The sequence below is a fragment of the Sulfurimonas sp. genome, from assembly GCF_023229105.1.
Lineage (GTDB): Bacteria > Campylobacterota > Campylobacteria > Campylobacterales > Sulfurimonadaceae > Sulfurimonas.
This window is the reverse complement of record NZ_JALNZY010000017.1, coordinates 1-24,999: the sequence shown is the minus strand read 5'-3', so window position 1 is coordinate 24,999 and position 24,999 is coordinate 1. Positions and strand designations below refer to the sequence as shown.

Sequence of the window (24,999 nt, the reverse complement as noted above, 5' to 3'; positions counted from 1 at the left end):
TCCTCATTTATTTAGAAATCAAAAGAGCTAAAAAAGGAAATATATTTGTTACATAAATATTTTAAAAAAGAGGAGTGGTTTTCTAATGTCAAAAATGACACCCTCTCTGGCTTAGTCGTCGCACTCGCTCTCATACCCGAGGCTATAGCATTTTCCATCATTGCAGGAGTTGATCCAAAAGTAGGACTTTATGCTTCTTTTTGTATTGCTGTTGTTATCGCTTTTGTAGGCGGTCGCCCGGGAATGATTAGTGCGGCAACTGGCGCGATGGCTCTTTTGATGGTTACCCTTGTAAAAGAGTACGGCTTAGAGTATCTCCTTGCGGCTACGGTACTGACTGGAATTTTGCAGATGATTGCGGGATACTTTAAGCTTGGAAGACTTATGAGTTTTGTTCCCCGCGCAGTCGTTGTCGGTTTTGTCAACGCACTTGCCATACTAATCTTTATGGCGCAACTTCCTGAACTTACAAACGTATCTTGGCACGTATATGCACTTACACTTGCAGGTCTTGGCATCATCTACCTTTTTCCATATATCCCTAAAATCGGGGTTCTGCTTCCCTCCCCACTTGTAACTATTGTAGCAATTACTTTAGTTGTTATTGTATTTGGCATAGATGTAAGGAGTGTTGGCGACATGGGAGAGTTACCGGACACTCTGCCTATATTTTTAATCCCTCAGATTCCGTTTAACTTTGAGACACTTATGATAATACTCCCCTACTCTGTCTCACTGGCAATAGTCGGTCTGCTTGAGTCTTTAATGACTGCTACAATCGTAGATGATTTAACAGACACAAAGAGTGATAAAAACCGAGAGTGCAGCGGTCAAGGTATGGCAAATATCGCTTCAGGTTTTATGGGCGGTATGGCAGGCTGTGCCATGATAGGTCAATCTGTTATCAACATAAAATCAGGTGGACGCACAAGACTATCAACTCTACTTGCGGGTCTTTTTTTACTTATCATGGTTGTATTTTTAAGTGATTTGATTTCCATTATTCCCATGGCAGCGCTTGTTGCAGTTATGATTATGGTCTCTATTGGAACATTTGACTGGGGAAGCATTAAAAAACTAAAAACTCTCCCGATATCTACCAACGTTGTTATGATAGCAACAGTTATAGTTGTTGTATGGACGCATAATTTAGCACTCGGCGTCTTTGTAGGCGTGCTTTTAGCATCTCTATTTTTTGCAAACAAAATCAGCCACTTTATGTACAACGAAACATTGTATAATGAAGTAACAGACACAAGAGAGTATAAAATAGTAGGGCAGGTATTTTTTAATAGCGCAGAGAGATTTGTAGAGTTTTTTGATTTTAAAGAAGTTGTTCAAAATATCATTATAGACTTAACAAGAGCTCACTTCTGGGATATTTCTGCCGTTTACGCGCTTGATAAAGTAGTTATAAAGCTTCGTCGTGAGGGTGCTAATGTTACCCTTATCGGGCAAAATGAGGCGAGTAGCACTATTATTGATAGATTTGGCATACACGACAAACCCGGCGAGATAGAAAAAGTTATGGGAGGACATTAAGATATGCAATATATAAAGAATATGCAAAAGGCTGTTTTTGCCTGCATAGACGGCTCAAAATACTCAGAGGCAGTATGTGATTATGCTCTTCATATAGCAAAGGAGCTGAACTTAACTCTGGTTTTACTCAACACGATAGAGCATCCAAGCAGCTCCTTTGCCGCAAACCTCTCGGGGAATATTTCTCTTGGCGAAAGAGATGATTTGCTCCATGAACTCTCAAGTGAAGATGCCTTAAAAAATAGACAAACCATAAACCATAGCAAAGAAGTTTTAAAGAAGTTAAAACAAAGAGTACAAGAGAGCGGCTTTAAAAACATCACTGTTATTCAAAGACACGGCACTCTGTATGAAAATCTCAAGGAGCTTGAAGATAAGCTCAGAGTGGTAATTTTTGGCATATCAGGAACAGATCACATGAATGATAGCACTCAAATAGGCTCACATGTAGAAAATATTATAAGAGATGTTGATGCCCCAATAATTTTAGTAAATAAAGAGTACACTCCCATAAAGAACGTAATGATAGCTTTTAACGGCGAAAGCGGCTCAATAAGAGCTTTAGAAGAGGTCTCCTCCTCCCCGATGCTAGGTAGAAACATAACAAGATATCTACTTAACAGCAACAACGATAAAAGCAGATCAAATGCACTGATAAAGCAAGCAAGAGAGATTGTAAAAGAGAGTGAGCTAAGGTGCGAATTTATTCAAAAATCAGGAGATGCGCTTGAAGATATTTTAGAGAGCATTGACAAAAACAGCATAGACATCTTGGCAATAGGCTCCTACAGCCACGGCAAACTAAGAAGTGCTCTTTTTGGAAGTTTTACAACTAAGCTTATGCAAAATGTAAAAATTCCTCTTATTATTTTAAAATAACCTCTAGGGCAGCGGATTTTTACTCACTCCTTTAATTTAAAATCTTTTATATAAAAGATTCCTACTCCCTGCCCTGTCTCCTTTATATCTACGTCCACTCTTATTGATTTGCTTAAACTGTATTGCAAAATTATAGTTGAGATAGCATCATTTTTATAAACGACTCGAATATTTTTACTAAAACGTTTTCCTATCTCATATCCAAGCGTCCCGTCCTCATTTGTAAGAATATTGAGCGTATCTATCTTTAAGCTTGTTGACTTGTTGAAAAGTTCTTTTAAACCGGCTCCTAAAGCAAGAGTGCTTAACTGCGTTTTAGAACCTTTATCCGTCGTATCAAAAGCCGATGATGTATTGCTGCCAAAGAGTATGTAAGAGATGATATCATCCTGACTCAGGTATGGGTTTGAGGATAAGATGATTATAGGAGAGTTTACTCTGTTTGTTATATATATCTCTATATCTATATTATTAAGCGTGTAGTAGTGAAGATTTAGGTTCAGGTATGGATTTGTAAACTTCTCATCATAAAAATATATCTCACTCTCATCAAACTCAAACTCTCTTTCACTTATAGTTACGCTTCCACTGTGTATATGTAGCGTTCCAAGAAGCTGCATCAAAGCATCAGGCTCCTTATAGAGTATTAAATTCGGGGTAAACAAAACATCTACCTCTTTTATCTTGTAGCGAATCGGTTTTAACGAGCTTATGCGGATATTTAGCGATCTGTTGAGTGCTTTTTTTTCATCATCTTTCATATCTTGAATTATTATAATATCTTCATCACCGATTGCGTACTCCTTTTTAGGAGCATACTTAACAACCCCCTCTAGCAGTTCAATGTCGCCATCAACACTCTGCATATCGCTGCCCTGAATTTTTACTTGTAAATCCATTTTTGCACTAATATTGGCATCCTCACAAACATAAGTAAATCTATCACTCTTGATGCTGACATCTGCACTCATGTCTGAGGTTTTTAGCGCTCCTTTTACAGGAAGATTATCATAAATCCAAAACTCCTTAAGCTCCATATCGCCGTTTTCAGATATGCCTATTCTTGAGATTTTATTTGAGTATATTTCATGTCCCATAGCTTTAAAGAAATATCTTTTAACCCAAAGCTCTTTATCTGCATATAAAAATTCAAAAAAAGCGTCTTTTCCTGTATATATATTTTTAGAGTCTAACTCCAATCTATACCAAGGAATATCTACTCTTGCATCTACTTGTAATCTCTTTTCATAAGATATCTCCGCTTTTATTTTAGCGCTCGCATCAAAGAAGAAGCTTTCGTTTGGTATGCTTATTTTTAGTTCTGAGAAAACTTTTTTTAAGGACTCTATCTTTGACTCTACTTTTAGATATTTTTTCTCCAAGTTCGCTTTTATATCAAACTTGCTAGAACCTACTTTGGCTACTCCCGTAACTCCTTTTTCATCTCTAAGCAGCGTTAAAGAGAATATATCCGCACTTATATCTGCCTTTATCTCCTCTTTGTTTTTTGATACAAATAGATTAAGTTTAGAAAATCTCTCTATCTTGTACTCCTTGAGATAAGGAGCATCACTTTTCAAATAGAGTTCGCCCCTAAGCGTTGAAGCATCACCTTCTATCTTAAGCTTTGCATCCAAATCTGCATAAAGAGTCTTAGCTTTTAACAAAAAGGTTTGAAAATCTTTCGTCTGTAGATTTAGGTCAATATCTTTTGCGCTAAATAGTGCCTCTGTGGCAGTGTCGTCTCTTTTTATTTTTACAGCAAAACTCTCAAAGGGCAATCCAATCTCATCTTTTAAAATTTCTGCTTCTATTTTCGACTCAATTTTTCCATCAAGCGTAATCAAACTCTCCTGCTTAAGAGACACCTCACTTCCCTCATAAGAGAGAGTATGGCTTGAGAGGAGAGTAAAAAAATCATCATCAAAGCTGTAAATCATATTGAGGTTTAGATTATTAAGAGTAAGTAATTTTATATCTTTAAAAGTAATATTTTTTATAGATGTTTTTAAGTCAGCTTTTTTAGTTGTTATGTCAAAAATAACTTCAAGTTCACTTGGCGTATATATCAAAAAATCAAGATATTTGCTTTGCATCTTCGCATCTACTACGACAGTTGATTTACCTCTTGCTATATTTGCTTTAACATTTCCCTCAAGTGATATGTGGGCATAAGGAGTCTTAGCTTGCAGCGCTATTTTTTGAATATCTATTTTATCTCGAATGCTCACATCCGAAGCGTTTAGATTAAGCGAGTATATCTCCTTCTTGTATTCTATCTTTGCTCTATCTATATTGAGCTTCGAGATATTTAGAGCAAAAGTTGAGGAGGAGGCATCATCGCCTGAGAGCTTTAAAAGTTTATCTGCATCTATATAAACTCCTGATGCTCTTAAGCGTTTGAGTCTTGGAGTAGGTTTTATAAGCATTAAAAGATTGTACTCTACTTTTAATTCCTCAATCTCTACGCTATTTTTATATTTTACTCCCTTTAACACAACGCCGCTAAAGAGCGTTCCCTCCACATATTTGTACTCAACATCATACTCCTTGAGATACTTCTGTGCTAAATAGGGCACAACATCTTTTTGAAATAAAACAAAGAGCAAAACAGCTGTTATAAAGAGTGCAAACAGAGTCGTAAAGTGTAAAAAAGTATAGGCTTTTTTTATCAAAACAGCTCCCCGATATGAAAATGGATTGCATACTGTTTTGTAGGATTTTGTATATCAAAACCAACATCAATGGCGATAGGTCCAATAGGTGTTTTATAACGAAGTCCCACTCCTGCGCTGTAGTATCCATTGTCATAACTCGGCATGCTCTCGTTGCCCAAATATGTATTGTCGCTAAATACGACTCCTCTTAAATCCCCATAGATATCAAATCTTATTTCAGCCGTTGCCTCTAAAATAGAGTCTGAGCCCATTGGGTTATTTCTGCTATCCGTTGGACCTAGCTTTCTATATCCATATGCGCGGTTGCTATGCATGCCACCTGCAAAAAAATGATAAGAGGCAGGAACGAATCCATCTTTTACATCCAGCGTTGCAAAAGCTGCTCTTAATCCCACTATATAATCATCCACAGGAATAATGTAGCCTCCGGCAGCCTTAAATCTATAGTAGGTAGCATCTGATATATCGCTCTTTATAGAACCCATAATCTGGGAGTTTATGAAGTATCCGTTTGTCGGGTCTAGTATCTTATCTCTCGTGTCATAACTCCACTCTAACTTAGGAGAGATTAAAAAGAGCGAATACTCCGGAGTAAGCGCTGTATCATCGCTATCATAAGTTTTTGACTTATCAAAAAAAAGACTCTCTTTAAAAGCGTGAGGAACTCTTTTTTGTAAAAGGTAAAAATCTGCAAAAACTCTGCTCTCTTTAAAAGTGAGAAAATCCTCATTCTCATAGCCTATCTCGGAACCTGTAAAATTTTTATTTAGCAGTGGCATGTCAAAATTTGCTTTGATTGTCTGCTTAATTTGAGTTACCCTTGTCTCAATACCTATCGTCTTTAGATTGCCTAAAAAATTTCTATGTTTTAGCCCGAGTAAAAACATAACACCCTCGTCACTGCTTGCCCCTGCTCCGGCTTTAAAACGAATAGGTTTTTCATTCTCTATAGCCGTTAAAACTATATCAACGGTGTTGTTTTTCTTTATGCTTGTGCTGATTATAGCCTTTGATATTCCCTCATAGCCATACAAATTTCCATAACTATCAGCTATCTTCTTAGCTGAAAAAAGTTCGCCCTCTTGCATATATAAAAAAGACTCAAGTGTCTTGCTATCTATACTAGTAGATGGTTTTACATCTATTTTTCCAAAGTAGCATTTCTCATTTTGCAAAACCTCATATGCTAAATAAGCACTATTTTGTTCTATATCTATCCAAGCCTTTGCATCTAGCTCTACACGACAATAACTGCTGTTTGCATAGAGAAGTTTTATATCATTTTTGCTCTGCACGAATTTATTTGCATCAAAAATATCGCCCTCTTTAAAAGGTATTTTTTTACTTATATCCAACCCCGCTATATAAGTTAGGCTTCTTATGAGGATAGGCTCATTCTCCTTGATAAGGAAGGTTATAGAGTTATCATCACTCACATAAGATATAGCCGCATGGTAAAAGCCTTTTGATTTATAGTAATCTTTTAATGCCTGCATGGTCAGTTCTATATCTTTTAACTCTAGCGTAGGTTCATCGACATAAAATTCAAAAAAATGGGGTTTGTGTAACTCTAGTGCATCATAAAGCTCTCTCGATGAGATCTCTTTGTTTTTACTAAAAAAAAGCAGAGGAGCATCAGCGAGGAGGAGTGTACAAAAAAGAAAAAAGGCTAAAAGTTTTTTTTTCAACTACACTCCATTATTTATCACGCTAAATGAGCAATACCTAAAAGTGAGGGTACTCAAGCCCATTTAGAGCTAGTTGTTGTGGTACTAAAAAATACTATTTTAACTCTTTAAGAGCCTCTATAACTTCATCTAAATTTTCAAGAGGAATATGTACCTTCCACTCAGGCTCATTTTCGTTTCCTACTAAGGATATGCCGATGCTCGCTACGCTTTGACTCTTCTTGCCATAAGGCTCATCAATCTTAATTATGTTAATAACACCTTTTTTCGTTCCGCTTAATTTAATAGTTTTTGGCATAAATAATCCTTTGTTAGTGTTTCATAAGTCTAGCAATTTTACCCTGAAGTTTCAACCATAGTCTGTGTTCCATCAGTGGAAATCCTGCAAATGTTAAGCCGCTTTTAGTGATACTTTTCGTTACCCCGCTTCTTGCCGCCATAGTCGTAAAAGGCGCAATGCTTAGATGCCCTGACGTAGCGCTTTGTCCTCCCATAACAACATTTCTTCCCATGGTAGTTGAGCCTGAAATGCCTGATTGGGCAACTAGCACCGAGTATTCGCCTATAACACAGTTATGTCCGACTTGAACTAGATTGTCGATTCTAACACCACGCTTTATAAGAGTTGTCCCAAAAACTGCCCTATCTATCGTGGTTGAACTTCCGATTTCTACATCATCTTCTATAACAACATTGCCGTTTTGATAAATCTTTTTATGTTCGCCCATCTTGTTTGTAGCAAAACCAAACCCGTCGCTTCCTATAGTGGAGTTTGCATGGATGATACAATCGTTTCCAACTTTGCAATCCCTATATATAGTAACACTTGGGTAGATGATAGTGTTATCGCCTACTTGAGTATTTGCTCCTATATAAACATGCGCCATAATAGTGCAGTTTTCGCCGATTATGGCACCCTTTGCAATCTCTGCCTTTGGCGAGACAACGCTGCCTTTACCAATCTTAGGTTGTGGTAGTGTTTCATCCTCTATTGGCGGTGCAAAGTATTTTGAGAGCGTTGCCATCTCTAGGTATGGATTTTCAACCACAAGAGCAACAGTAGCATTTGGAACAAACTCTTTTGTAGATTTATCTACTATAATTGCGCCGGCGTTTGAGCTTTGTATCTCTTTTATATATTTAGAATTTGCTACAAAAGATATCTCACTCTTAGTCGCATCACGAAGAGTATTCATCTTTGTCACATCAAAACTACTGCCCTCAAAATCACACTTTAAAATTTTTACAATCTCTTTTAAATCCATATTTTTGCCCCCTACTCGTTTAGCTTCTTTATCTTTGCTTGAAGTCTTTTCCACTCTTTATGGTTCATAAGTGGAAACCCGCTATAAACTCCACCACTCTGTGTAATGCTTTTTGTAACCCCGCTTCTTGCGGTAAAAGTGCTAAACGGTGCGATACTAAGATTGTCACTAAAAGCACTCTGCCCGCTGACAACACAGTTATGCCCGAATTTTGTAGAGCCGCCTACTCCCGTTTGAGCAACAAAAAGAGAGTGTTCCCCGATATCGCAATTATGCGCGATATGGATAAAATTGTCCAGCTTTGTACCTCGTCTGATGATTGTAGAGTTAAAAATTGCCCTATCAATTGCGCAGTTAGCACCAATCTCTACATCATCTTCTATAATGACATTTCCATTTTGGAAAACTTTTATATGTTCTCCCGTTTTTGTATGAGAAAAGCCAAATCCATCGGCTCCGATTACACTTCCTGCATGTATAATACAGTTACTTCCCACAACAGAGTCTCTATAGATAGTTACATTTGGATATATAAGCGTATTATCGCCTATTTTAACATTTGTACCAATATATGCGCTAGCCATAATAGTTACGTTTGAGCCGATAGTTACGCCATTTTCAATCTTTGCCATAGCATCTACATAAGACTCCTTACCGACTATTGCAAAGGAAAGTTGCGGCTCAACGAGTTTTTTACTAAAGAGCTTCGTAGCTTCTGCCATAGAGAGAGAAACATCATCACAAACAATATAAGAGGAGTCATGCGGAAGATGCTCTATTAATGAACTTGTTATTAGAAAAGCTTTTGCTTTGGAGGATTTTAACTCGAGGGAGTATTTTTTATGAAGTGCAAATGCCAATTGTGAGGGCAAAGAGAGGGACAGCTCATTCATAGAGTCTATCTCCACATCTTTACCTATAAACGCAAGCCTTAGGTGTGAAGCGACCTCACTAAAGAACACCGGGATTATCTCTCTAGTGCTACGGCACCGCTTCTTACAATCTCTTTTGGATTGTATTTATTGATTATTTTTAAAAAGTTATCAACTCTTTTTGGCTCATCAGCAACCATGACTATAATAATATTCTCTGCGACATTAACAATTTTACCGTTATATGCAGCGCAAAGAGTTGCTATATCTGTAATATTCTCAGATGCAGGAAACTTGACGAGCGCCATCTCTTTTTCAACCAAATCAGCATGCTCGTAAACTTTCAAAACAGGTATCAGCTTATGAAGCTGCTTCGTAATCTGCTCTATAACTCTCACTGAACCCGATGTAACTATAGTCAACCGAGAGTATTTACTATCTGGAATAGGAGCAACCGTCAATGATGTGATATTGTATCCACGACCGGAAAAAAGATCAGTAATTCGAGATAATACGCTTGCTTCATTTACTACGATAACAGAGATAACTCTTCTTTCACTAGCTTCCATTATTTCTTCTTCTCCTTCTTCTCTAATAGCATCATGTTAAAAAGTGAACCGCCAGAGGGTACCATCGGCATAACGTTCTCAAGTCTCTCAACTACAACATCTATAAAAGCAACTATATTCTTCTCTAGCGCACCTTTGAGTGCTGCATCAAACTCATCTTTTGTCGTAACTCTATACCCTATTCCGCCAAATGCCTCTGCAAGTTTAACAAAGTCTGGTTGAACACTTAAGTCTGTCTCACTGTGTCTTTTGTCATAAAATAGAGTCTGCCACTGACGAACCATGCCAAGATAGTTATTGTTTAGTATGATGTTTATAACAGGTAGTTTTTTCTCAACAGCCGTCATAAGCTCCTGGCAATTCATAAGTATTGAACCATCACCCGTAAAGTTTATACTTACTTTATCTGGAGATGCTGCTTTTACACCCATAGCAGCCGGAAAACCAAAACCCATAGTTCCAAGTCCGCCGGAACTTATAAACTGTCTTGGGCGGCTAAATGGATAAAATTGTGCAGTCCACATCTGATGCTGTCCAACATCCGTAGATATATTAGCATCATCGCCTAAAAGCTCCCCGACTCTTTGTATAACCCATTGCGGCTTCAATCTATCTGTATCTTCATGATATGTTAAAGGATGTAACGTATCAAAGTTTTTAATAGTATCTTTCCACGATGTATATTTAGCAGGGTTGATACTTGATGAGAGTTTCAACATCTCCCCGACAACATTTTTAATATCGCCCACTATTGGGTAGTCGGCATTTACAAGTTTAGAGATGCTAGCGGGATCTATATCTACATGGATTACTCCCGCATTTTTAGCAAACTCGGAGAGCTTTCCTGTTACACGGTCATCAAATCTAGCACCCAAACCTATAACTAAATCCGTCTCGCTCATAGCCATATTTGCGGCATACGAACCATGCATTCCGAGCATTGAGATTAAATATTCATCATCATGGCTTAGGGTTCCTCTTGCCATAAAGGTCTCAACCGCAGGAATTCCGGTTGCATGAACCAACTCTCTTACTTCATACGCCGCATTTGAGTTGATAATTCCGCCGCCTAAATAAAACAGAGGTCTTTTTGCTTTAGCAATAGCCTCCATAGCCTTTTTAATCTGACGAGGATTTCCCTTTGTGTGAGGTTTATATGTCTCCAAACCCAACTCAATTGAGTAGTCAAAGCTTGCAATCTGAGCAGTTACATCTTTTGGAATATCTACATGCACAGGTCCCGGACGACCGCTTGAAGCTATATAAAACGCCTCTTTAAGTATACGTGGAAGATCCTTTGCATCTGTAACAAGATAGTTATGTTTTGTGCATGAACGGCTAATTCCAACTGCATCAATCTCTTGAAACGCATCTGTGCCTATAAGGCTCATAGGAACCTGCCCGCTTATTACAACTAGTGGAATTGAGTCCATATATGCATCTGCTAGTCCTGTGACGGCATTAGTAAAACCTGGACCACTTGTAATCATCGCAACGCCGACTTTTCCGCTGGCTTTTGAGTAGCCCTCCGCAGCATGAACGGCAGCTTGCTCGTGTCTAGTTAAAATATGTTCAAATTTATCTTGCTTATAAATCTCATCGTAGATATTCATAATTGCTCCACCGGGGTAGCCAAAAACCGTATCTACTCCTTCTGCAATTAAAGCTTCAATAACCATCTGCGCGCCGCTTATCTGCATAAAAGTCTCCTATCGTAAAAAATTCGCCAATTATATATAAAATGAGCTATATTGCAAGTTAAATAATGATGTCATTTTCTCACTCTAATATAGAATTAACTATCATAGAGGGTCTCCAGTTTTCGATAAAGCCCTGCTTTTGAGACTTTATATTTATTTTGGTATCTGGAAATTTTTCTTTAAAATCTTTAAAAAAACTCTCAATCTGCTCTGCTAAACCATAATAAAGTATATAGTTTTTTATCCCTATTTCCACACTTTTTTGATCTTTACTCTCTTGTAAAGCTTTGTAGAGTTGCACTATGTGAGATTTTGAAAAAACAGTGGCTATCTCCATACTTTTTGCTCTTATTGTTAAATAATTTGCCAAAATACTCCTTGCTCCTTCAATATCTGCATAAAGAGCAAGACTCTGTGCTTTTTCAAAATCACTCTCCCATTGAGCTTGAAGTTTTTTACCCTCTAAAGTCTCCTTTAAACTGGAAAACTCATCCATAATAGTATATGCAAGAGTGGTATTATCCTCTTTTATGGCAGTGAAAAATTTACGCTTAGCCTCTATCTCTGCAATCGCCATTTGCGCTTCTTCTTTAAAATCTTCAAAATCTAGTAAAATATATAATATTTTAAGTGCCTCACTAGATTCATCGTTTGTGAGCATAACTTGAACTCTCATATACAGGGAGTCTGAGTAGTTAATGAGTGCTTTGTATCCAGGGTACTCCTTTAAAAAGGGGTTCTGTTTTACAATCTCTAAAGCGAGTTTAAACTTTCTTTGCGCTATTGCCTCTTTAAATCTTTTGTATGCTCCTATATTTTGCATAAGCTCTTGGATAAGAACCGTTTTTTCGCTTATTCCCTTATATGGTGCTAAAACTTCCTTGGCTTTATGGCTAAATTTTTGATCTTGGAGATATTTTTTAGCAAGCAGCAAATCTTTTTCCCACTGAGCTTCCATTGAGATATATACTTTTGTCTCTTTATATAACGGATGAAGATTTACCAGGGCATAAGCTAAAGCAAGTTTATTGGCTTTAATAAATCCTAGAAATTTATCATATTCAGCATACTCTGAGATTAGTTTTTGCATCTGTTTATTTTTAGATGCTATTACGATGAAATCATCAAAAAGGGTTATTGCTTTTTCTTTTTCACAATTTTGAAGAAGCAGTTTTGCTCTTTGCATCGTTTTTTCCCATAAAAGCTCAAAGGTTTTATAAGCTTGTGTATAAACAAGAAGCGGATTTTTATCTATAGAGTCACTCAAAAGAGCATACTCCTTGTTTTTTAAAAGTTGAAGAAGGCGCTCTTGTCCATTAAATATATCATAAAAAAGAAGCTCTTTATTTACGCTTGCAACAACAAGCTCTTTTTTAGTTTCATCAAAACTCAAAGAGGTAATAGTATCATTTAGCTTTATATATCTCTTTGAAATCTGCTCATAATCAAGCAGACTATAAACAAATATATAGCCGAGTTTTGTGCCTAAAAAAAGAAATTCGTTCTCATTATCTACCGCTATAGCTGTAACTTCATCATGTATTGCGTTGAGTCTTGCTATGACTTTAGCTCTGTTAATATCCCAAATTATGGCACTGTTTTTATTATCAAGACTAAAAAGTCTCTCCTTGCCTAAAAAATGTACCCGCACAATAGGATCAGAGTGGGCTTTTAATTTTGCCTTTGGAGTCATCATTGCTAAATTATATAAGGAGATATTTTTATCATAACTAGAAGTTGCAACCCATTTTCCATCTTCGCTAATTGCTATATCTGTTACAGAATCTTTATGCGCAGGAAGCGTAAAGGAGAGTTTGGTACTGTTTATATCTATGCCGTATGTTATACCGTCATCACCGCAGGAGAACATATATCTACCCTGTGGATCTATTGCCACACAAGAGACTTCCCCTTGATGCCTATCTACCCTTAGGAGAAGTTTTTTACCTTCTGTCTCATAAAGCATTGATGTTTTGAGCTCTTTCAAGGCAAAATATTTGCCCTCAGAACTAAAGGAGATTACCTTTGAGCCGTATCTTGTGTGTGAAATACCCATTTTAAATTCATCTATAACATTAAGAGTTTCTCTTTGTAAATATCTTATAGTCGTAAGCGTATCAACAGTTAAAATTGTATTAGCATCTAAAATCTGTGTATATATAATCACTTCGTTAAAATTACTTTTTTTTATAGGTTTCATATTCTATTTAATCTCTTATGTAGTTCTCTTCTTTTAAGACCTTATAAATAGCATTTTGATGCTCTTCTCCTTTTGTCTCCACATGTACTGTTACATTCGCATCACCGTAATCAAGCGAGATGGAAGTTCTATCATAAGCTATGTGGACAATATTTGCATTAAGCTCTTGAAGTATCTGGGTAAAGCGCATCAAGGAACCAGGTTTATCAACCAAAGTGACCGTCAGCTTCATCTTTCTGCCTGATTTTAACAAACCTTTTTCTATAATAACAGACAAAAGTGTTACGTCCATATTTCCGCCACTTAGGACAATCGCTACTTTTTTGCCCCTTAAATACTCTAACTTGCCATGCAAAAGAGCCGCAACACCTGCAGCTCCGGCACCCTCGACTACAAGTTTTTGACTCTCAAGCAAGAAGAGAATCGCACTTGCTATCTCCTCATCGTCAACACTTATAAATCTATCGACGCTCTCTAGCATGTACCCAAGAGTAATCGGCGAAGTGTCTCGAACAGCAATACCATCAGCAATTGTTCTTACACTTAAAGTATCTATAGCAGTTTTGAGTTCAAATGAGTTTTTGAGTGCAGGCGCGCCTTTTGCACTTACTGCGATAACCTCTATTTTAGGGTTGATGCTTTTGATGGCACATGCCATGCCAGATATTAGTCCGCCACCGCCTGCTGGAATAATGACCGCGTCTAAATCTTGACACTTATCTAATATATCAAGTGCCAAAGTACCCTGTCCTGCGATAACTTCCTCATCTTCAAAAGGGTGTATAAATGTCAGAGAGTTTTTCCTGCCGTGCTCCATCGCATACGCATAAGCCTCATCATAATTACTTCCAAATAAAATAACCTCCGCGCCGTACTTTCTTACGCCGTTTATCTTTGTAAGCGGTGTAGATTCAGGCATAACGATAATAGCTTTTATATCAAACTTTGAAGCAGAGAGCGCAACTCCCTGAGCATGATTTCCAGCACTTGCTGCTATAACTCCGCATGCCTTTTGTTCATCGCTAAGAGTCGCTATTTTATTATATGCACCTCTTATTTTAAATGCCCCAGTTACTTGAAGATTCTCTTTTTTTAAATAGACTTCACAACCAGAAATTGCACTAAGATTTGGTGCGTATGAGAACGGCGTATCGACTACAATATCTTTTATGCGCTCTCTTGCTTCATATATTTTTTTTACATCAAACAAAAAAACTCCTAACTAAGTGCACGATGTTCTACCATCGTACACATATTTTGAACTACCCTCATACCGGCATTATTTGCTTTTTTTGCCGCTTCATTATTTACTATCCCTTTTTGTGCCCAGAAAACCTTTATATCCCCTCTTTCTATGCACAGATTTGCAACATTGTCGAGCTCTTTAGGTTTTCTAAATATATCTACCATATCAATCTGAAATGGGATTTCTAAAAGCGAACGATACACCTTTTCACCAAGTATAGTCTCCTCTTTTGGGTAGATAGGAACTATCTTAAACCCCTGCTCTTGCAGATATTTAGCAACTCTATGACTCGCCTTACTCTCATCAGGAGATAGCCCCACAACAGCTATAGTCTTAGTTATATAAAAAATTTCTTTTATCTCTTGTTTGTTGGAATTAATTGTCGGGAATTCACACTCCATTGAGCATCCTTTTAAAAAATAGTTAGCGATTATAGCCAAAATAGTCACAATCAACAAATTGATAATTTTTGTATAATAGTAAAAAATTTAATACGGCATGAAAGATTATGAAAAAACTAATATTAAATAAAAACATAGTTGGGCTCGGAGCCAACAGCTTTTTTACGGATTTTTCCACAGAGATGATTCTTCCTCTGCTGCCTATTTTTTTGGAGCGTTTTTTGCACGCTACAAAAACACAAATCGGCATTATTGAAGGCTTAGCTGAACTATCCGTTGCTCTGCTTATTGCCCTCTCAGGTTTCTATTCAGATAGACTCGGACGAAGAAAGAGTATCGTCGTCTTTGGATACGCTCTCTCCAATCTTATAAAACCTCTTGCTTTTTTTGCCCAAAGTGCGACAATGATTATGACTATCCGCATAGGCGATAGAGTTGCCAAAGGGATTCGCGCTGCTCCTCGCGACGCTCTTATCAGTGCTTCTACGCCAAAAGGTTCTAGCGGTTTTGTATTTGGATTTCACAAGATGATGGATGGCGCAGGTGCACTGGTCGGCTCACTGAGTGCGTTTGCTCTTTTATGGTGGCTGGGAGAGAGCGAAGAGTCGTTTCGCACCATTTTTGCGCTTAGCATCATTCCGGGGATTATCTCAATGGCAATTCTCATCTTTATAATCACGGATGTACCGTTTACTCCCTCTCCGGCTAAGCATTTTCGCCCTAATGCGCTACCTGCGCAGTTTTATTTTCTTGTGGGATTTCAGACACTCTTTAGCCTCTTTGCTATGAACTACTCTTTTATGATTTTAAAAGCGGGCGAGAACGGCATTGCCCTTGCAATCATACCGCTTGCATACGCTCTGTACAACCTCACGCAGGCTTTTTTTGCAATCCCAATAGGCAAACTTGCCGACAAATTTGGCAAAGCGGCTCTACTCTCCTCTGTCTATCTGGCTTTTGGATTGGGGGCAATAGCGATGTCTAGCGGGGGTACAATTGGAGTTTGGATTGGTTTTGCCATATATGGATTTTTTGCGGGAGGGTTTAATTCTTTGGCTAAAGCAATCATCTCAGACACCGCGCCCTATGATTTAAAAGCTACCGCATATGGAGTTTACTACACCTCAGTTGGCATTGCGACGCTTATATCTTTAAGCGTGGCAGGATGGATATGGGACAGCTATGGAAGCACTATTTTGTTTATTGCCGCTTCAATATCCGCTATTGTTTTGGCGTTTGCTCTTTTTATGATGAGAGATAGGCTCTCTCACACCAGCGAGAGCTTCTCCTGACCGATACGGTATAGTGCAAAATCGTACTTTAGCGGATCATTTTTATCAAACTCTTTTAACTTACATGTAAGTTCTATCGCGGCTTCCAAATCATAGCTTTTGCGCTCCAAAAGCCCCATTTTTTTGGAGACATTAAAAGTATGTGTATCAAGCGGAATTATAAGGTCGCCTTTGTCAACTCCACTCCATAAACCCATGTCAATATTATCCTCTCTTACCATCCAACGCAAGTACATCATCCAGCGCTTCAACGCTCCTGCTCCCTTTGTTTTTAAAGTAACTTGAGAGATTAGAAAATTGTAACCCATACTTTGATGCGGATAGATATCCTGCAAAGTTTTAATAAGCTCATTTATCCCCTCTATCGTGCTTCTGTTTTTAAGATATCCGCTTTTAAAAACCTCTTCTAGCGTACTTCTTTCGTTTAGACGTTTTAAAGCAATAAAAAGAGCTGCCACATCCTCGGACTTTTGAAATCTGTAGTAGTGGTTTTTCAGAGCCTCTCTTATCTCATCGTCATTTTTAGCAAGAAGCGAAAAATCAAGAGAGTTTAAAAACTTCACTATCTGCTTTACGTTTCCGTATGCAAATAGTGCACAGATAAGGGAGATGGTCTGGTCTTTATACTTATGCGCAACCATTATAGGGTCTAGCCGCTCCTCGCAAATCTCGCCCTCGCAGTTGCGTTTTGCGACTTCTAAATCAAGTATTTCTTTAATATTTATATCGCTCAATTCTCAAACCTTAAAAATATTATAAATTTTTTAAGCGTATGCTAACACAAAATATCAATATTTAAACAAATAAATTTTGAATATTTATACATAATTTATTTTCATTAAAAAATATGTCATTTTGAAATATTTTTCTTTTTTTATAAATAATAGAGGCTCTTACTAATGCAAATGATAAAGTTTTTTTCGCTCACTTGAACCTGCTATGTTTAGCTGTTTTCTGTACTTCGCGATGGTGCGTCTTACCATCTGAACTTTGAACTTATCTTGAATAAACTCCAAAAGCTTCATGTCACTTAGAGGTTTTGCTCGATTTTCCTGTTTTACTAAACTTACCACAAACTCTTTTATTGCCGCGTTTGAGACATCTTCATCTATGGCAGTGGTAAAAAACTCTTTCATGGCAAATATGCCTCTGTTACATGCTATATATTTGTTCGCAATTGCTCTTGAGATGGTTGATGGATTGTGCCCAAACTCATCTGCTAGAGTTTTTAGTGTTAGCGGCATAATCGCTCCGCCTGTAAAAAACTGATACTGATACTCCACTATCATTAGCCCTACTTTATAAAGTGTCGCTTTTCTCATATCAAGAGCATCAACCAAACTTTTTGCCTCTTTAATTTTTTGCGAGATAAACTCATGTTCGACTCCATAGTTCGCATCTATATGGATTGTCGGGTAATAGGCATCGTTTAGTTTAACCTCTATCTGCTCCTCGTCGTTAAAATATATCATCAAATCCGGAACCACATGCGAGGACTCCTCTTGATACTCAATTGCAGGAGGATTTTTAAAAGTTCCAAGCACACGCATTACCTCGGCAAAATTTTTCTCATCTGAGTAGGCATAAATATTTTGTAAATCCTCTATCACTTTTATAGCAAAAGAGTACGCTTCATCGCTTATATCAGAACTATCTAACTGAAATAAAAAGGATTCCGAGAGATTTTTAGCGCCTACGCCTACGGGCTCTACATGCGCAAATCTAAGGCGTATTTTTTCAAACTCTGCTATATCGATGGAGTTATTTTTACAAAACTCTTCACTATCTCCTTCATAATATCCGTTTTCATCAAGGTTTTCAACGACGAAGGAGGCAATTTTCTGTGAGATGGGAGTAGGAAAAAGAGGCGCCTCAAGCTGCTCATCTAATACATCAAAAAGAGATCGACTCTGAATAGTCAAAGCCTCTATTTGTTCAGTTCTTGAGTTATTTACAGAGCCGCTTATAATTTTTTTGGGAATTTTACTCTCAAAGCTCTCTTCATATCCGCATTTTACTTCCACAACGGGATTTGACTCAATAAACGGCGACATTGCCTCATTCAAATCACTTAGACTTGAGTGCAAAATCGGAAGCCAATTGCGCAGTGTATTTGAGAGCTTGTGCTTGTTCTCTACACTTTGTGTCTGTCTTAATGCCGCCATGTTTTATAAGCCCCTAAAGCTTATATTCCTCGCCTAGATAGTGTTTTCTTACATCTGCATTTTGTCCTATTTCAGCACTAGTTCCGCTTGCTAAAAGCGAGCCAGATTTAATAACATAGGCTCTGTCGCAAACATCAAGAGTCTCACGTACATTATGGTCTGTAATAAGTACGCCAATTCCATATGATGCAAGTTGTCTTATGACTGTTTGAATATCCATAACAGCTATAGGGTCAACACCGGCGAATGGTTCATCAAGAAGCAAAAACTTGGGCGAATTTACTAAAGCACGAGCTATCTCGACACGTCGTCTCTCACCGCCGCTTAGACTTACCCCCTTTCTATAGCGAATCGGCTCAATATTAAACATATCAAGAAGCTCCAATATCCGCTTTTCTTGAGCTTCTTTATCCTTTATCTTTACCTCTGCAGCAATTAAAAGATTATCCTCGACACTTAAATCTTTAAAGATGGAAGCCTCTTGGGGAAGGTAGCCTATCCCTTTTAAAGCTCTTATATGCAAAGGCATGCCGGAGAGGTTTTCATCATCAAAAAACACCTCCCCGCCGCTTGATTCAACTAATCCGCAAATCATATAAAAGGTTGTTGTTTTACCAGCTCCGTTTGGTCCCAAAAGTCCTACTACCTCGCCGCTTTTAACCTCAAGGCTCATTCCTTTTACTATCTCTAAATCTTTTATTTTTTTCTTAAGTTCTACTGCTTTTAGTGTGTGCATATTCTATACTCTCTCTTATCATCAGAAATTTTTTCTATCTCTATCGTTATGTTCTTAATCTCAGCCAAATTTAAAATCCCAGCTAACTCATCATCGCCCCACTCTACAAAATGAAGCCCCTCTCTCTCAAGCTCCTCTAACATTCCCAAAGAGATAAAGTGATCCAACCCATGGTTGTATAAATCATAATGAAAGACTCTCTCTCCATAGCAGTGTTGAAGAGAAAATGTGGGTGACGTTACTTCCTCATTGATGCCTAAATACTTTACTGCCGTTTTTACAAAAGTTGTTTTCCCAGCAGCCAAATCTCCGCGCAAAATAACCACGCCACTGCAAAAATTTTTAACAATATCCTCAGCTAAAGCATCAAGCTCCTCTAAAGAAAGTAGATATTTTCTCATAATTTGTTTGATATTTCAAAGATTTGTTTGAGCTTATCTTTGGCTTTTGATTTTTTTATGGCTTCTTGTGCCATCTCTAAGCCATCTTGAATATCCCGAGCCAAACCATCAACCATAAGAGCCGAAGCAGCATTTATAAGCACAATATCTCTTTGTGCATCTGTTGCCTTAGAGTCAAGAATATTATATAAAATCTGCGCATTCTCTTTTGCATCTCCGCCGACTATTGCGCTAAGAGGAGCTTTTTTTATACCATACTCCTGCGGGTCGATTATAAACTCATGAAGCTTACCGTCTTTTAACCGTGAAGCGTATGTAATGTCGCTAATGCTTATCTCATCCATCTTCTCTCTTGAACTTACCACCATACTTGAAGTCGCGCCATTCATCTTTAGTGCCTCAGCTATTTTTGGAACAAATGATTTATGAAACACTCCCAGAAGAGACTTTTTTGCTCCGGCTGGATTTGTAAGCGGACCTAGGATGTTGAAAATCGTCTTATCGGGTATGGTTTTTCTAACGGGTATGATAAACTTCATCGCAGGATGGTGATTTTGTGCAAACATAAAAGTAAAACCGCTTTCCTCAAGAAGTCTGGCACTCTTTTTTATGTCTAAATCAAGCCTGATTCCTAGCTCCTCAAACATATCTGCACTTCCGGATTTTGAGGTAACTGAGCGACTTCCATGTTTTGCCACCATACTTCCGCATGAAGCCGTTATTATAGCTACGGTTGAAGAGATATTAAAACTTCCTATCTTGTCTCCGCCGGTTCCTACGATGTCAATAACTCTTGCGCGCAAATCCTCAGATATAGGCAACTCAATTGCAAAAGAGCGCATAACTTCTGCAGCAGCAGCTATGGTTTGAACTTGGGTGTTTTCATCAAGCTTTAGTCTTAAGAGAAACTCTCTCATCTGCTTATCGTTCATTTCATGCTTAAAGAGTGACATAAATGATTTTTTTGCCTCCTCGTAGTTCATGAAATCTCCTTTACATACTCTTCTTGAAGACTCTTTGGCGTCGATTTTGTCTGAGGAATCTGCACTACCTCATACTTTTTTACGGAATTTAGATAGTTTATAGTCACTACGTCTCCCACGGCAACATTTTTACTCGCTTTTGCAACAACACCATTTATAAGTACGACACCGTTTGCTATCATATCCTGTGACACTGAACGTCTTTTTGTAATATTTACCGAATTTAAAAATTTATCTATTCTCATCCAGACCTACACTCTCATTTTTTTGGCATATTGTAGAGTAATAAAACTGAAAATAATGTAAGAAGTGGAACATTTTTTGCGTCAAATAAAAAATTTCTAAAACAAATATAAAAAATATTTAACGTATGCTATACTTAAAGATAAATTTTATTAAGGTTTTGCATTGTTTAAATTTCATCTTAACAAAAAAATATTTTGGATTGTTGCTCTTCTTATAATTTTATCTAATTCTATTTTAACTATTTACATATATCAACAAAAACAAAAAGATATACAAGAAAGAGCGTTATCAATGAGTGAAACACTCAAAAGTTACTTTATCGCTATGCGCTATGTTTATCATAAACAGTTTTTAAGTAGCGGTTTAGATTTTAACGACTCTACTATCGGCTTTTTGCCAGCCCATGCCTCAACACTTATAAGTGATAAATTTTCAGAGATTTCCAAAGACAACATAACCATAAGAAATGTAACAGATAGACCTAGAAACCTAAAAAATATGGCAGATTCGTTTGAACTTGAAGCCATTGATTTTTTTAAAAACAACCCGCACGAAAATATTCGCATCAAAAAAATTAAACAAGATTCAAAAAGTGTTATACATTATACAGCACCACTTTTTATTGAGAAATACTGCCTCGCGTGTCACGGCAAAAGAGAGGAGGTTTTACCATCTATAAGAGAGAGATACGATACGGCTTATGATTATAAAGTAGGGGACTTACGAGGCATTACAAGCATTAAGATTCCTATCGACCAGCTAGAACTCACTTCCACAAGAAACTTTTATGAAATCGCTATTTTTCTTTGGCTTACAATATTTTTTCTGCTCTTTATAGTCTATTTTGCCATCAAAAAATTAACTCTTAAAGATGTTGAACAAAAAACAGTTCTTCAAAAAGAGGTAAAAATAAAAACGGCAGATTTGCAAGAACAAAAGAATGAACTGCAACTTGCAAATGAAAAACAAAAACATCTTTTTTCTATACTAAGAACGGTTACAGACTGTAATCAAATTTTAATTACAGCTACGAGTATCGACGAGCTCATAGAAAAGACAGCTGCCTCAATGCACTCAAACACAACCTTTTTCAGTGTTAAAATACTACTTTTTCAAAATGCTAAACTGACTCTAAAAGCATCTGTCGGACTAAATGAAGACTTTAATGTACTCCCTTTAGAGATAGACGTTTTTCAAAACAACAAATCTGTTCTAATTAAACATTTTGATGAAAGCTTGCCGCTACAATACAAAGAAAAAATGAAAAAGTACAATATAAGCGAAATCTACCTAACTCCTCTTAGAAAAAATTACCATGCAAAAAAAGCTCTTGGCGTTATAAGTATTTGCACAACTAAGGAAAAAGGGCTAAGTAAAGAGGAACGAAATATGATAAATGAACTTGCAGGGGATATAGGTTTTGCCATCAACTCTTTTTATCAAAAAGAGGCAATCAATCAACTCTCTTTTTATGATTCACTTACTTTTTTGCCAAATCTAAAACTGTTTGAGCAACATCTATCTCAAGCATTAATCGATAGCGATAAAAATTTAAAATACGGTGCGATTTTATTTTTGGATCTTGATAATTTTAAAGATATAAATGACTTAATGGGCAATGACATAGGAAATATTGTATTACAACAAAGCGCTCAAAGGTTAGTCTCTATAACTCAAACAAATTCTATTACTGCAAGATACAGCGGAGACAAGTTCTCTATTCTTTTAGAAAATCTCTCTTTAAAAGAGGAGGAAGCTGCCGTCATTGCTGAAAACTTTGCAAAAGAGATACAGAAGATATTAAAGGAAGCTTTTGTTATAGAAGAAAAATCTTTTTATCTCACATGCAGCATAGGAATTGTACTCTTTTTGAAGCGTGAAGTAAATTTAAATATACTATTCAATCAAGCTGAATACGCTATGAGAAGCGCAAAAAATGATGGAAAAAATGCTATTCGTTTTTATGATGAGTCTCTTCAGCATGTAACGAAATATAGACTACAGATGCTTCTTGAACTCAAAAAAGCTCTTGAGCAAAAAGAGCTTGTTCTATACTACCAAAAACAATTTGACATAGATGAAAAAGTTGTCGGCGCGGAAGCTCTTATAAGGTGGATGCACCCAGAACGAGGGATGATTCCTCCTATGGAATTTATCCCGCTAGCAGAAGAGTATGGCATCATAAAAGAGATAGGTCGCTTTGTACTTGAGAGTGCAACAGACCAACTTGTGCTCTTTAGAGATAACCCGATTAAAAAGACCTGGAGAATCTCAGTCAACGTAAGTCCAATTCAGTTTAAAGAGAAGGGATTTGTTGAGAATCTCAAATCCCTTATTGACTCTAAAAATATAGACCCCACAAATATAAGAATTGAAATAACAGAGGGTGTTTTTATAGACGACCAAGAGAAGATTACACGAAAAATAGAGGCTTTAAAAAGTTTTGGTATATCAATTTCTATAGATGATTTTGGAACAGGATATTCAAATCTGAACTATCTAAAAAATCTACAAATTGATGAATTAAAAATCGATAAATCTTTTGTTTCTAGCCTCAACAAGAGCGACTCTGACAAAACAATAGTTAAAACCATAATCATGATGGGCAAAGAATTCAACTTTGATGTTATCGCCGAGGGCGTTGAGACAAAAGAGCAGTTTGAGCTTTTAAAAGAGCTTGGATGTGATTTTTTTCAAGGATATCTATTTGCAAAACCTTGTAGTATTGAAGATATAGAGTCTAAATCATGCAAATAGATAGAGTAAAAATAATTAAAAATGCTATTTTAGTTATAGTATCTATTATAGTGATTTTGCTGCTGGTTTTGGGAGTTTTAAATTCAAGCTTTAACAAACTTAAAAAATATGATATCGAGACAAAAATCTCAAAAGACAACTTTTTTAGTCGTGCTGTCTCCTCAAGTCTAAGCAACAGCATGGAAGTAACTATAATTAGTGCTACAGAAGCAAACCTCGGTGACTTTGTTTTTAATATCTCAGGCAAAGAAAAACTTATCGCCAATATATCTATAAAGTACAAACTTACTAACAAAAGCAGTTCTTGGTTAAACGGCAACAGTGATGCAAAAGATGAGATACTAAAAAAAGGAGTTATTTTAAGAGATGCTACTATAAATGCTATGCTTGGTTACTCTTCTGCAAACATAAACAGTGAAAAAATGAGAAAAAAAATAAAAAATATACTCAATAATAATTTAAGTAACACAGAAGTAGAAGAAGTCTATTTTAATCAATTTATAGTTCAGTGACAAACTTTATTAAAATATTAAACTTCTTCAGCAGATAATCAAGATTATGTTTAAAATTGCTTCTGCAAAAACGGTATAATTTGCTTTTTACGGCTTAATACTCCATCTAACCACGCTTGGTTATCCTGAAGTTTTGTGTTAAGTGCTTTTTCTACTCTGCTTGCATCATCACTAAGCACTAAAAGCTGAGATCCTTCTTTCATAATATCAGTCAAAAGAATTATAATAGTATGAAGCTCGCTCTCCTGCTTCATAAGTTTCATATCTGAAAAAAGATCATTTATCCTATTGTTTAGCGCAGAGATATCAACCATCTCAAGCTGACCTATTCCCACTTTTGTGCCGTTCATATCAAACTCTTTATAATCTCTTGTATTTAAATTTCTAGCACTTGCACCATCTATTGCGGATTTTGCAATAAACATCTCCATAGCAAGTGCCTTATAATCATCAATACCGCAAATTACTGAAAGCTCTTTTACAACTTTTGTGTCAATCTTTGTGCATGTCGGGGATTTAAAAATGACAGTATCACTCAAAATTGCACACATCATCATGCCAGCTATATCTTTTGGAATCTCTACTTTATGATAATCATACATCTCTTTAATAACTGTATTTGAACATCCTATAGGGCGAATCCAACACTCAAGCGGAGCATCTGTTGTAATGTCACCTAATTTATGATGATCTACTATGCCTAAAATAGTCGCCTCTTTTATATCTTTTGGAGCTTGTGCAAGGTCTGAAAAATCAACAAGATAAACACTCTCGCCTGCATAAGAAGTTTTTAACTGCGGAGTTTCTGCTTTAAACTTTTTAAGTATAAACTCCGTCTCTGGAGATATATCGCCTTGGCGCGCAGGG

Annotated in this window: 22 protein-coding genes; 5 read left to right on the top strand and 17 right to left on the bottom strand. The window is 36.9% G+C overall.

Annotated elements, in window-relative coordinates; genetic code table 11:
- Positions 1 to 45: 45 nt before the first annotated feature.
- A complete protein-coding gene (locus M0Q17_RS03885; protein WP_295083491.1) occupies positions 46 to 1,542 on the top strand; it encodes a SulP family inorganic anion transporter in 1,497 nt (498 codons plus the stop codon).
- Between the two features lie 3 nt (positions 1,543 to 1,545).
- Positions 1,546 to 2,421, top strand: coding sequence for a universal stress protein (locus M0Q17_RS03880; protein WP_295083489.1), 876 nt, complete (start codon positions 1,546 to 1,548; stop codon positions 2,419 to 2,421).
- A gap of 23 nt (positions 2,422 to 2,444) precedes the next feature.
- Here the strand turns inward: M0Q17_RS03880 and M0Q17_RS03875 are convergent, their stop codons facing one another.
- The 10 genes from M0Q17_RS03875 to M0Q17_RS03830 form a co-directional block, all read right to left on the bottom strand.
- Complete coding sequence (locus tag M0Q17_RS03875; RefSeq protein ID WP_295083486.1) at positions 2,445 to 5,096, bottom strand: translocation/assembly module TamB domain-containing protein; 2,652 nt, start codon at positions 5,094 to 5,096, stop codon at positions 2,445 to 2,447.
- On the bottom strand, positions 5,093 to 6,787 hold the full coding sequence (locus M0Q17_RS03870) for a BamA/TamA family outer membrane protein (protein ID WP_295083484.1): 1,695 nt from the start codon (positions 6,785 to 6,787) through the stop codon (positions 5,093 to 5,095). The genes M0Q17_RS03875 and M0Q17_RS03870 overlap by 4 nt, the downstream gene beginning before the upstream one ends.
- Before the next feature lie 94 nt (positions 6,788 to 6,881).
- Entirely contained in the window at positions 6,882 to 7,085 is a 204-nt protein-coding gene (locus M0Q17_RS03865) for a hypothetical protein (protein WP_295083482.1), read from the bottom strand.
- A 13-nt stretch (positions 7,086 to 7,098) separates the two neighbouring features.
- Positions 7,099 to 8,052, bottom strand: a complete 954-nt coding sequence (lpxD, locus tag M0Q17_RS03860; protein ID WP_295083480.1) for a UDP-3-O-(3-hydroxymyristoyl)glucosamine N-acyltransferase — start codon at positions 8,050 to 8,052, stop codon at positions 7,099 to 7,101.
- An 11-nt stretch (positions 8,053 to 8,063) separates the two neighbouring features.
- The gene (gene lpxD, locus M0Q17_RS03855) at positions 8,064 to 9,014 is read right to left on the bottom strand and encodes a UDP-3-O-(3-hydroxymyristoyl)glucosamine N-acyltransferase (RefSeq protein WP_295083478.1); all 951 of its coding nucleotides are present in this window, start codon (positions 9,012 to 9,014) and stop codon (positions 8,064 to 8,066) included.
- Positions 9,015 to 9,019: 5 nt separating this feature from the next.
- Entirely contained in the window at positions 9,020 to 9,496 is a 477-nt protein-coding gene (ilvN, locus tag M0Q17_RS03850) for an acetolactate synthase small subunit (protein WP_295083505.1), read from the bottom strand.
- Positions 9,493 to 11,193, bottom strand: coding sequence for an acetolactate synthase large subunit (locus tag M0Q17_RS03845; protein ID WP_295083475.1), 1,701 nt, complete (start codon positions 11,191 to 11,193; stop codon positions 9,493 to 9,495). Before M0Q17_RS03845 ends, ilvN begins: the two co-directional genes overlap by 4 nt.
- A 79-nt stretch (positions 11,194 to 11,272) precedes the next feature.
- Complete coding sequence (locus tag M0Q17_RS03840) at positions 11,273 to 13,393, bottom strand: WD40 repeat domain-containing protein (protein ID WP_295083473.1); 2,121 nt, start codon at positions 13,391 to 13,393, stop codon at positions 11,273 to 11,275.
- A gap of 7 nt (positions 13,394 to 13,400) precedes the next feature.
- Positions 13,401 to 14,603 carry a threonine ammonia-lyase gene (gene ilvA, locus M0Q17_RS03835; RefSeq protein WP_295083472.1) on the bottom strand — a complete coding sequence of 401 codons (1,203 nt, stop codon included), beginning with the start codon at positions 14,601 to 14,603 and terminating at the stop codon, positions 13,401 to 13,403.
- 8 nt (positions 14,604 to 14,611) lie between these two features.
- Positions 14,612 to 15,040, bottom strand: a complete 429-nt coding sequence (locus M0Q17_RS03830; protein ID WP_295083470.1) for a CoA-binding protein — start codon at positions 15,038 to 15,040, stop codon at positions 14,612 to 14,614.
- Between the two features lie 107 nt (positions 15,041 to 15,147).
- Here M0Q17_RS03830 and M0Q17_RS03825 point away from each other — a divergent pair, with 107 nt between their 5' ends.
- The gene (locus tag M0Q17_RS03825; protein WP_295083468.1) at positions 15,148 to 16,332 is read left to right on the top strand and encodes an MFS transporter; all 1,185 of its coding nucleotides are present in this window, start codon (positions 15,148 to 15,150) and stop codon (positions 16,330 to 16,332) included.
- Here the strand turns inward: M0Q17_RS03825 and M0Q17_RS03820 are convergent.
- The 6 genes from M0Q17_RS03820 to M0Q17_RS03795 all read right to left on the bottom strand — a co-directional run bounded on the left by M0Q17_RS03820 (position 16,308) and on the right by M0Q17_RS03795 (position 20,862).
- Complete coding sequence (locus M0Q17_RS03820) at positions 16,308 to 17,057, bottom strand: TIGR02757 family protein (protein ID WP_295083503.1); 750 nt, start codon at positions 17,055 to 17,057, stop codon at positions 16,308 to 16,310. The genes M0Q17_RS03825 and M0Q17_RS03820 overlap by 25 nt on opposite strands.
- A gap of 171 nt (positions 17,058 to 17,228) precedes the next feature.
- Complete coding sequence (locus M0Q17_RS03815) at positions 17,229 to 18,497, bottom strand: RNA polymerase factor sigma-54 (protein ID WP_295083466.1); 1,269 nt, start codon at positions 18,495 to 18,497, stop codon at positions 17,229 to 17,231.
- 13 nt (positions 18,498 to 18,510) lie between these two features.
- Positions 18,511 to 19,233, bottom strand: a complete 723-nt coding sequence (gene lptB, locus M0Q17_RS03810; protein ID WP_295083464.1) for an LPS export ABC transporter ATP-binding protein — start codon at positions 19,231 to 19,233, stop codon at positions 18,511 to 18,513.
- Positions 19,221 to 19,634, bottom strand: a complete 414-nt coding sequence (gene tsaE / locus M0Q17_RS03805; protein WP_295083462.1) for a tRNA (adenosine(37)-N6)-threonylcarbamoyltransferase complex ATPase subunit type 1 TsaE — start codon at positions 19,632 to 19,634, stop codon at positions 19,221 to 19,223. Before tsaE ends, lptB begins: the two co-directional genes overlap by 13 nt.
- A complete protein-coding gene (trpD, locus tag M0Q17_RS03800; RefSeq protein ID WP_295083460.1) occupies positions 19,631 to 20,617 on the bottom strand; it encodes an anthranilate phosphoribosyltransferase in 987 nt (328 codons plus the stop codon). Before trpD ends, tsaE begins: the two co-directional genes overlap by 4 nt.
- Positions 20,614 to 20,862, bottom strand: a complete 249-nt coding sequence (locus M0Q17_RS03795) for an RNA-binding S4 domain-containing protein (RefSeq protein WP_295083457.1) — start codon at positions 20,860 to 20,862, stop codon at positions 20,614 to 20,616. The genes trpD and M0Q17_RS03795 overlap by 4 nt, the downstream gene beginning before the upstream one ends.
- A gap of 163 nt (positions 20,863 to 21,025) precedes the next feature.
- On the opposite strand from M0Q17_RS03795, the gene M0Q17_RS03790 reads away from it, so the two are divergent.
- Positions 21,026 to 23,620, top strand: a complete 2,595-nt coding sequence (locus M0Q17_RS03790) for an EAL domain-containing protein (protein WP_295083455.1) — start codon at positions 21,026 to 21,028, stop codon at positions 23,618 to 23,620.
- Positions 23,611 to 24,132, top strand: a complete 522-nt coding sequence (locus M0Q17_RS03785) for a flagellar basal body-associated FliL family protein (RefSeq protein ID WP_295083453.1) — start codon at positions 23,611 to 23,613, stop codon at positions 24,130 to 24,132. Before M0Q17_RS03790 ends, M0Q17_RS03785 begins: the two co-directional genes overlap by 10 nt.
- A 50-nt stretch (positions 24,133 to 24,182) precedes the next feature.
- On the opposite strand, the gene M0Q17_RS03780 is transcribed toward M0Q17_RS03785, so the two are convergent.
- On the bottom strand, positions 24,183 to 24,999 hold an 817-nt coding region (locus M0Q17_RS03780; protein WP_295083451.1), incomplete at its 5' end, for a manganese-dependent inorganic pyrophosphatase.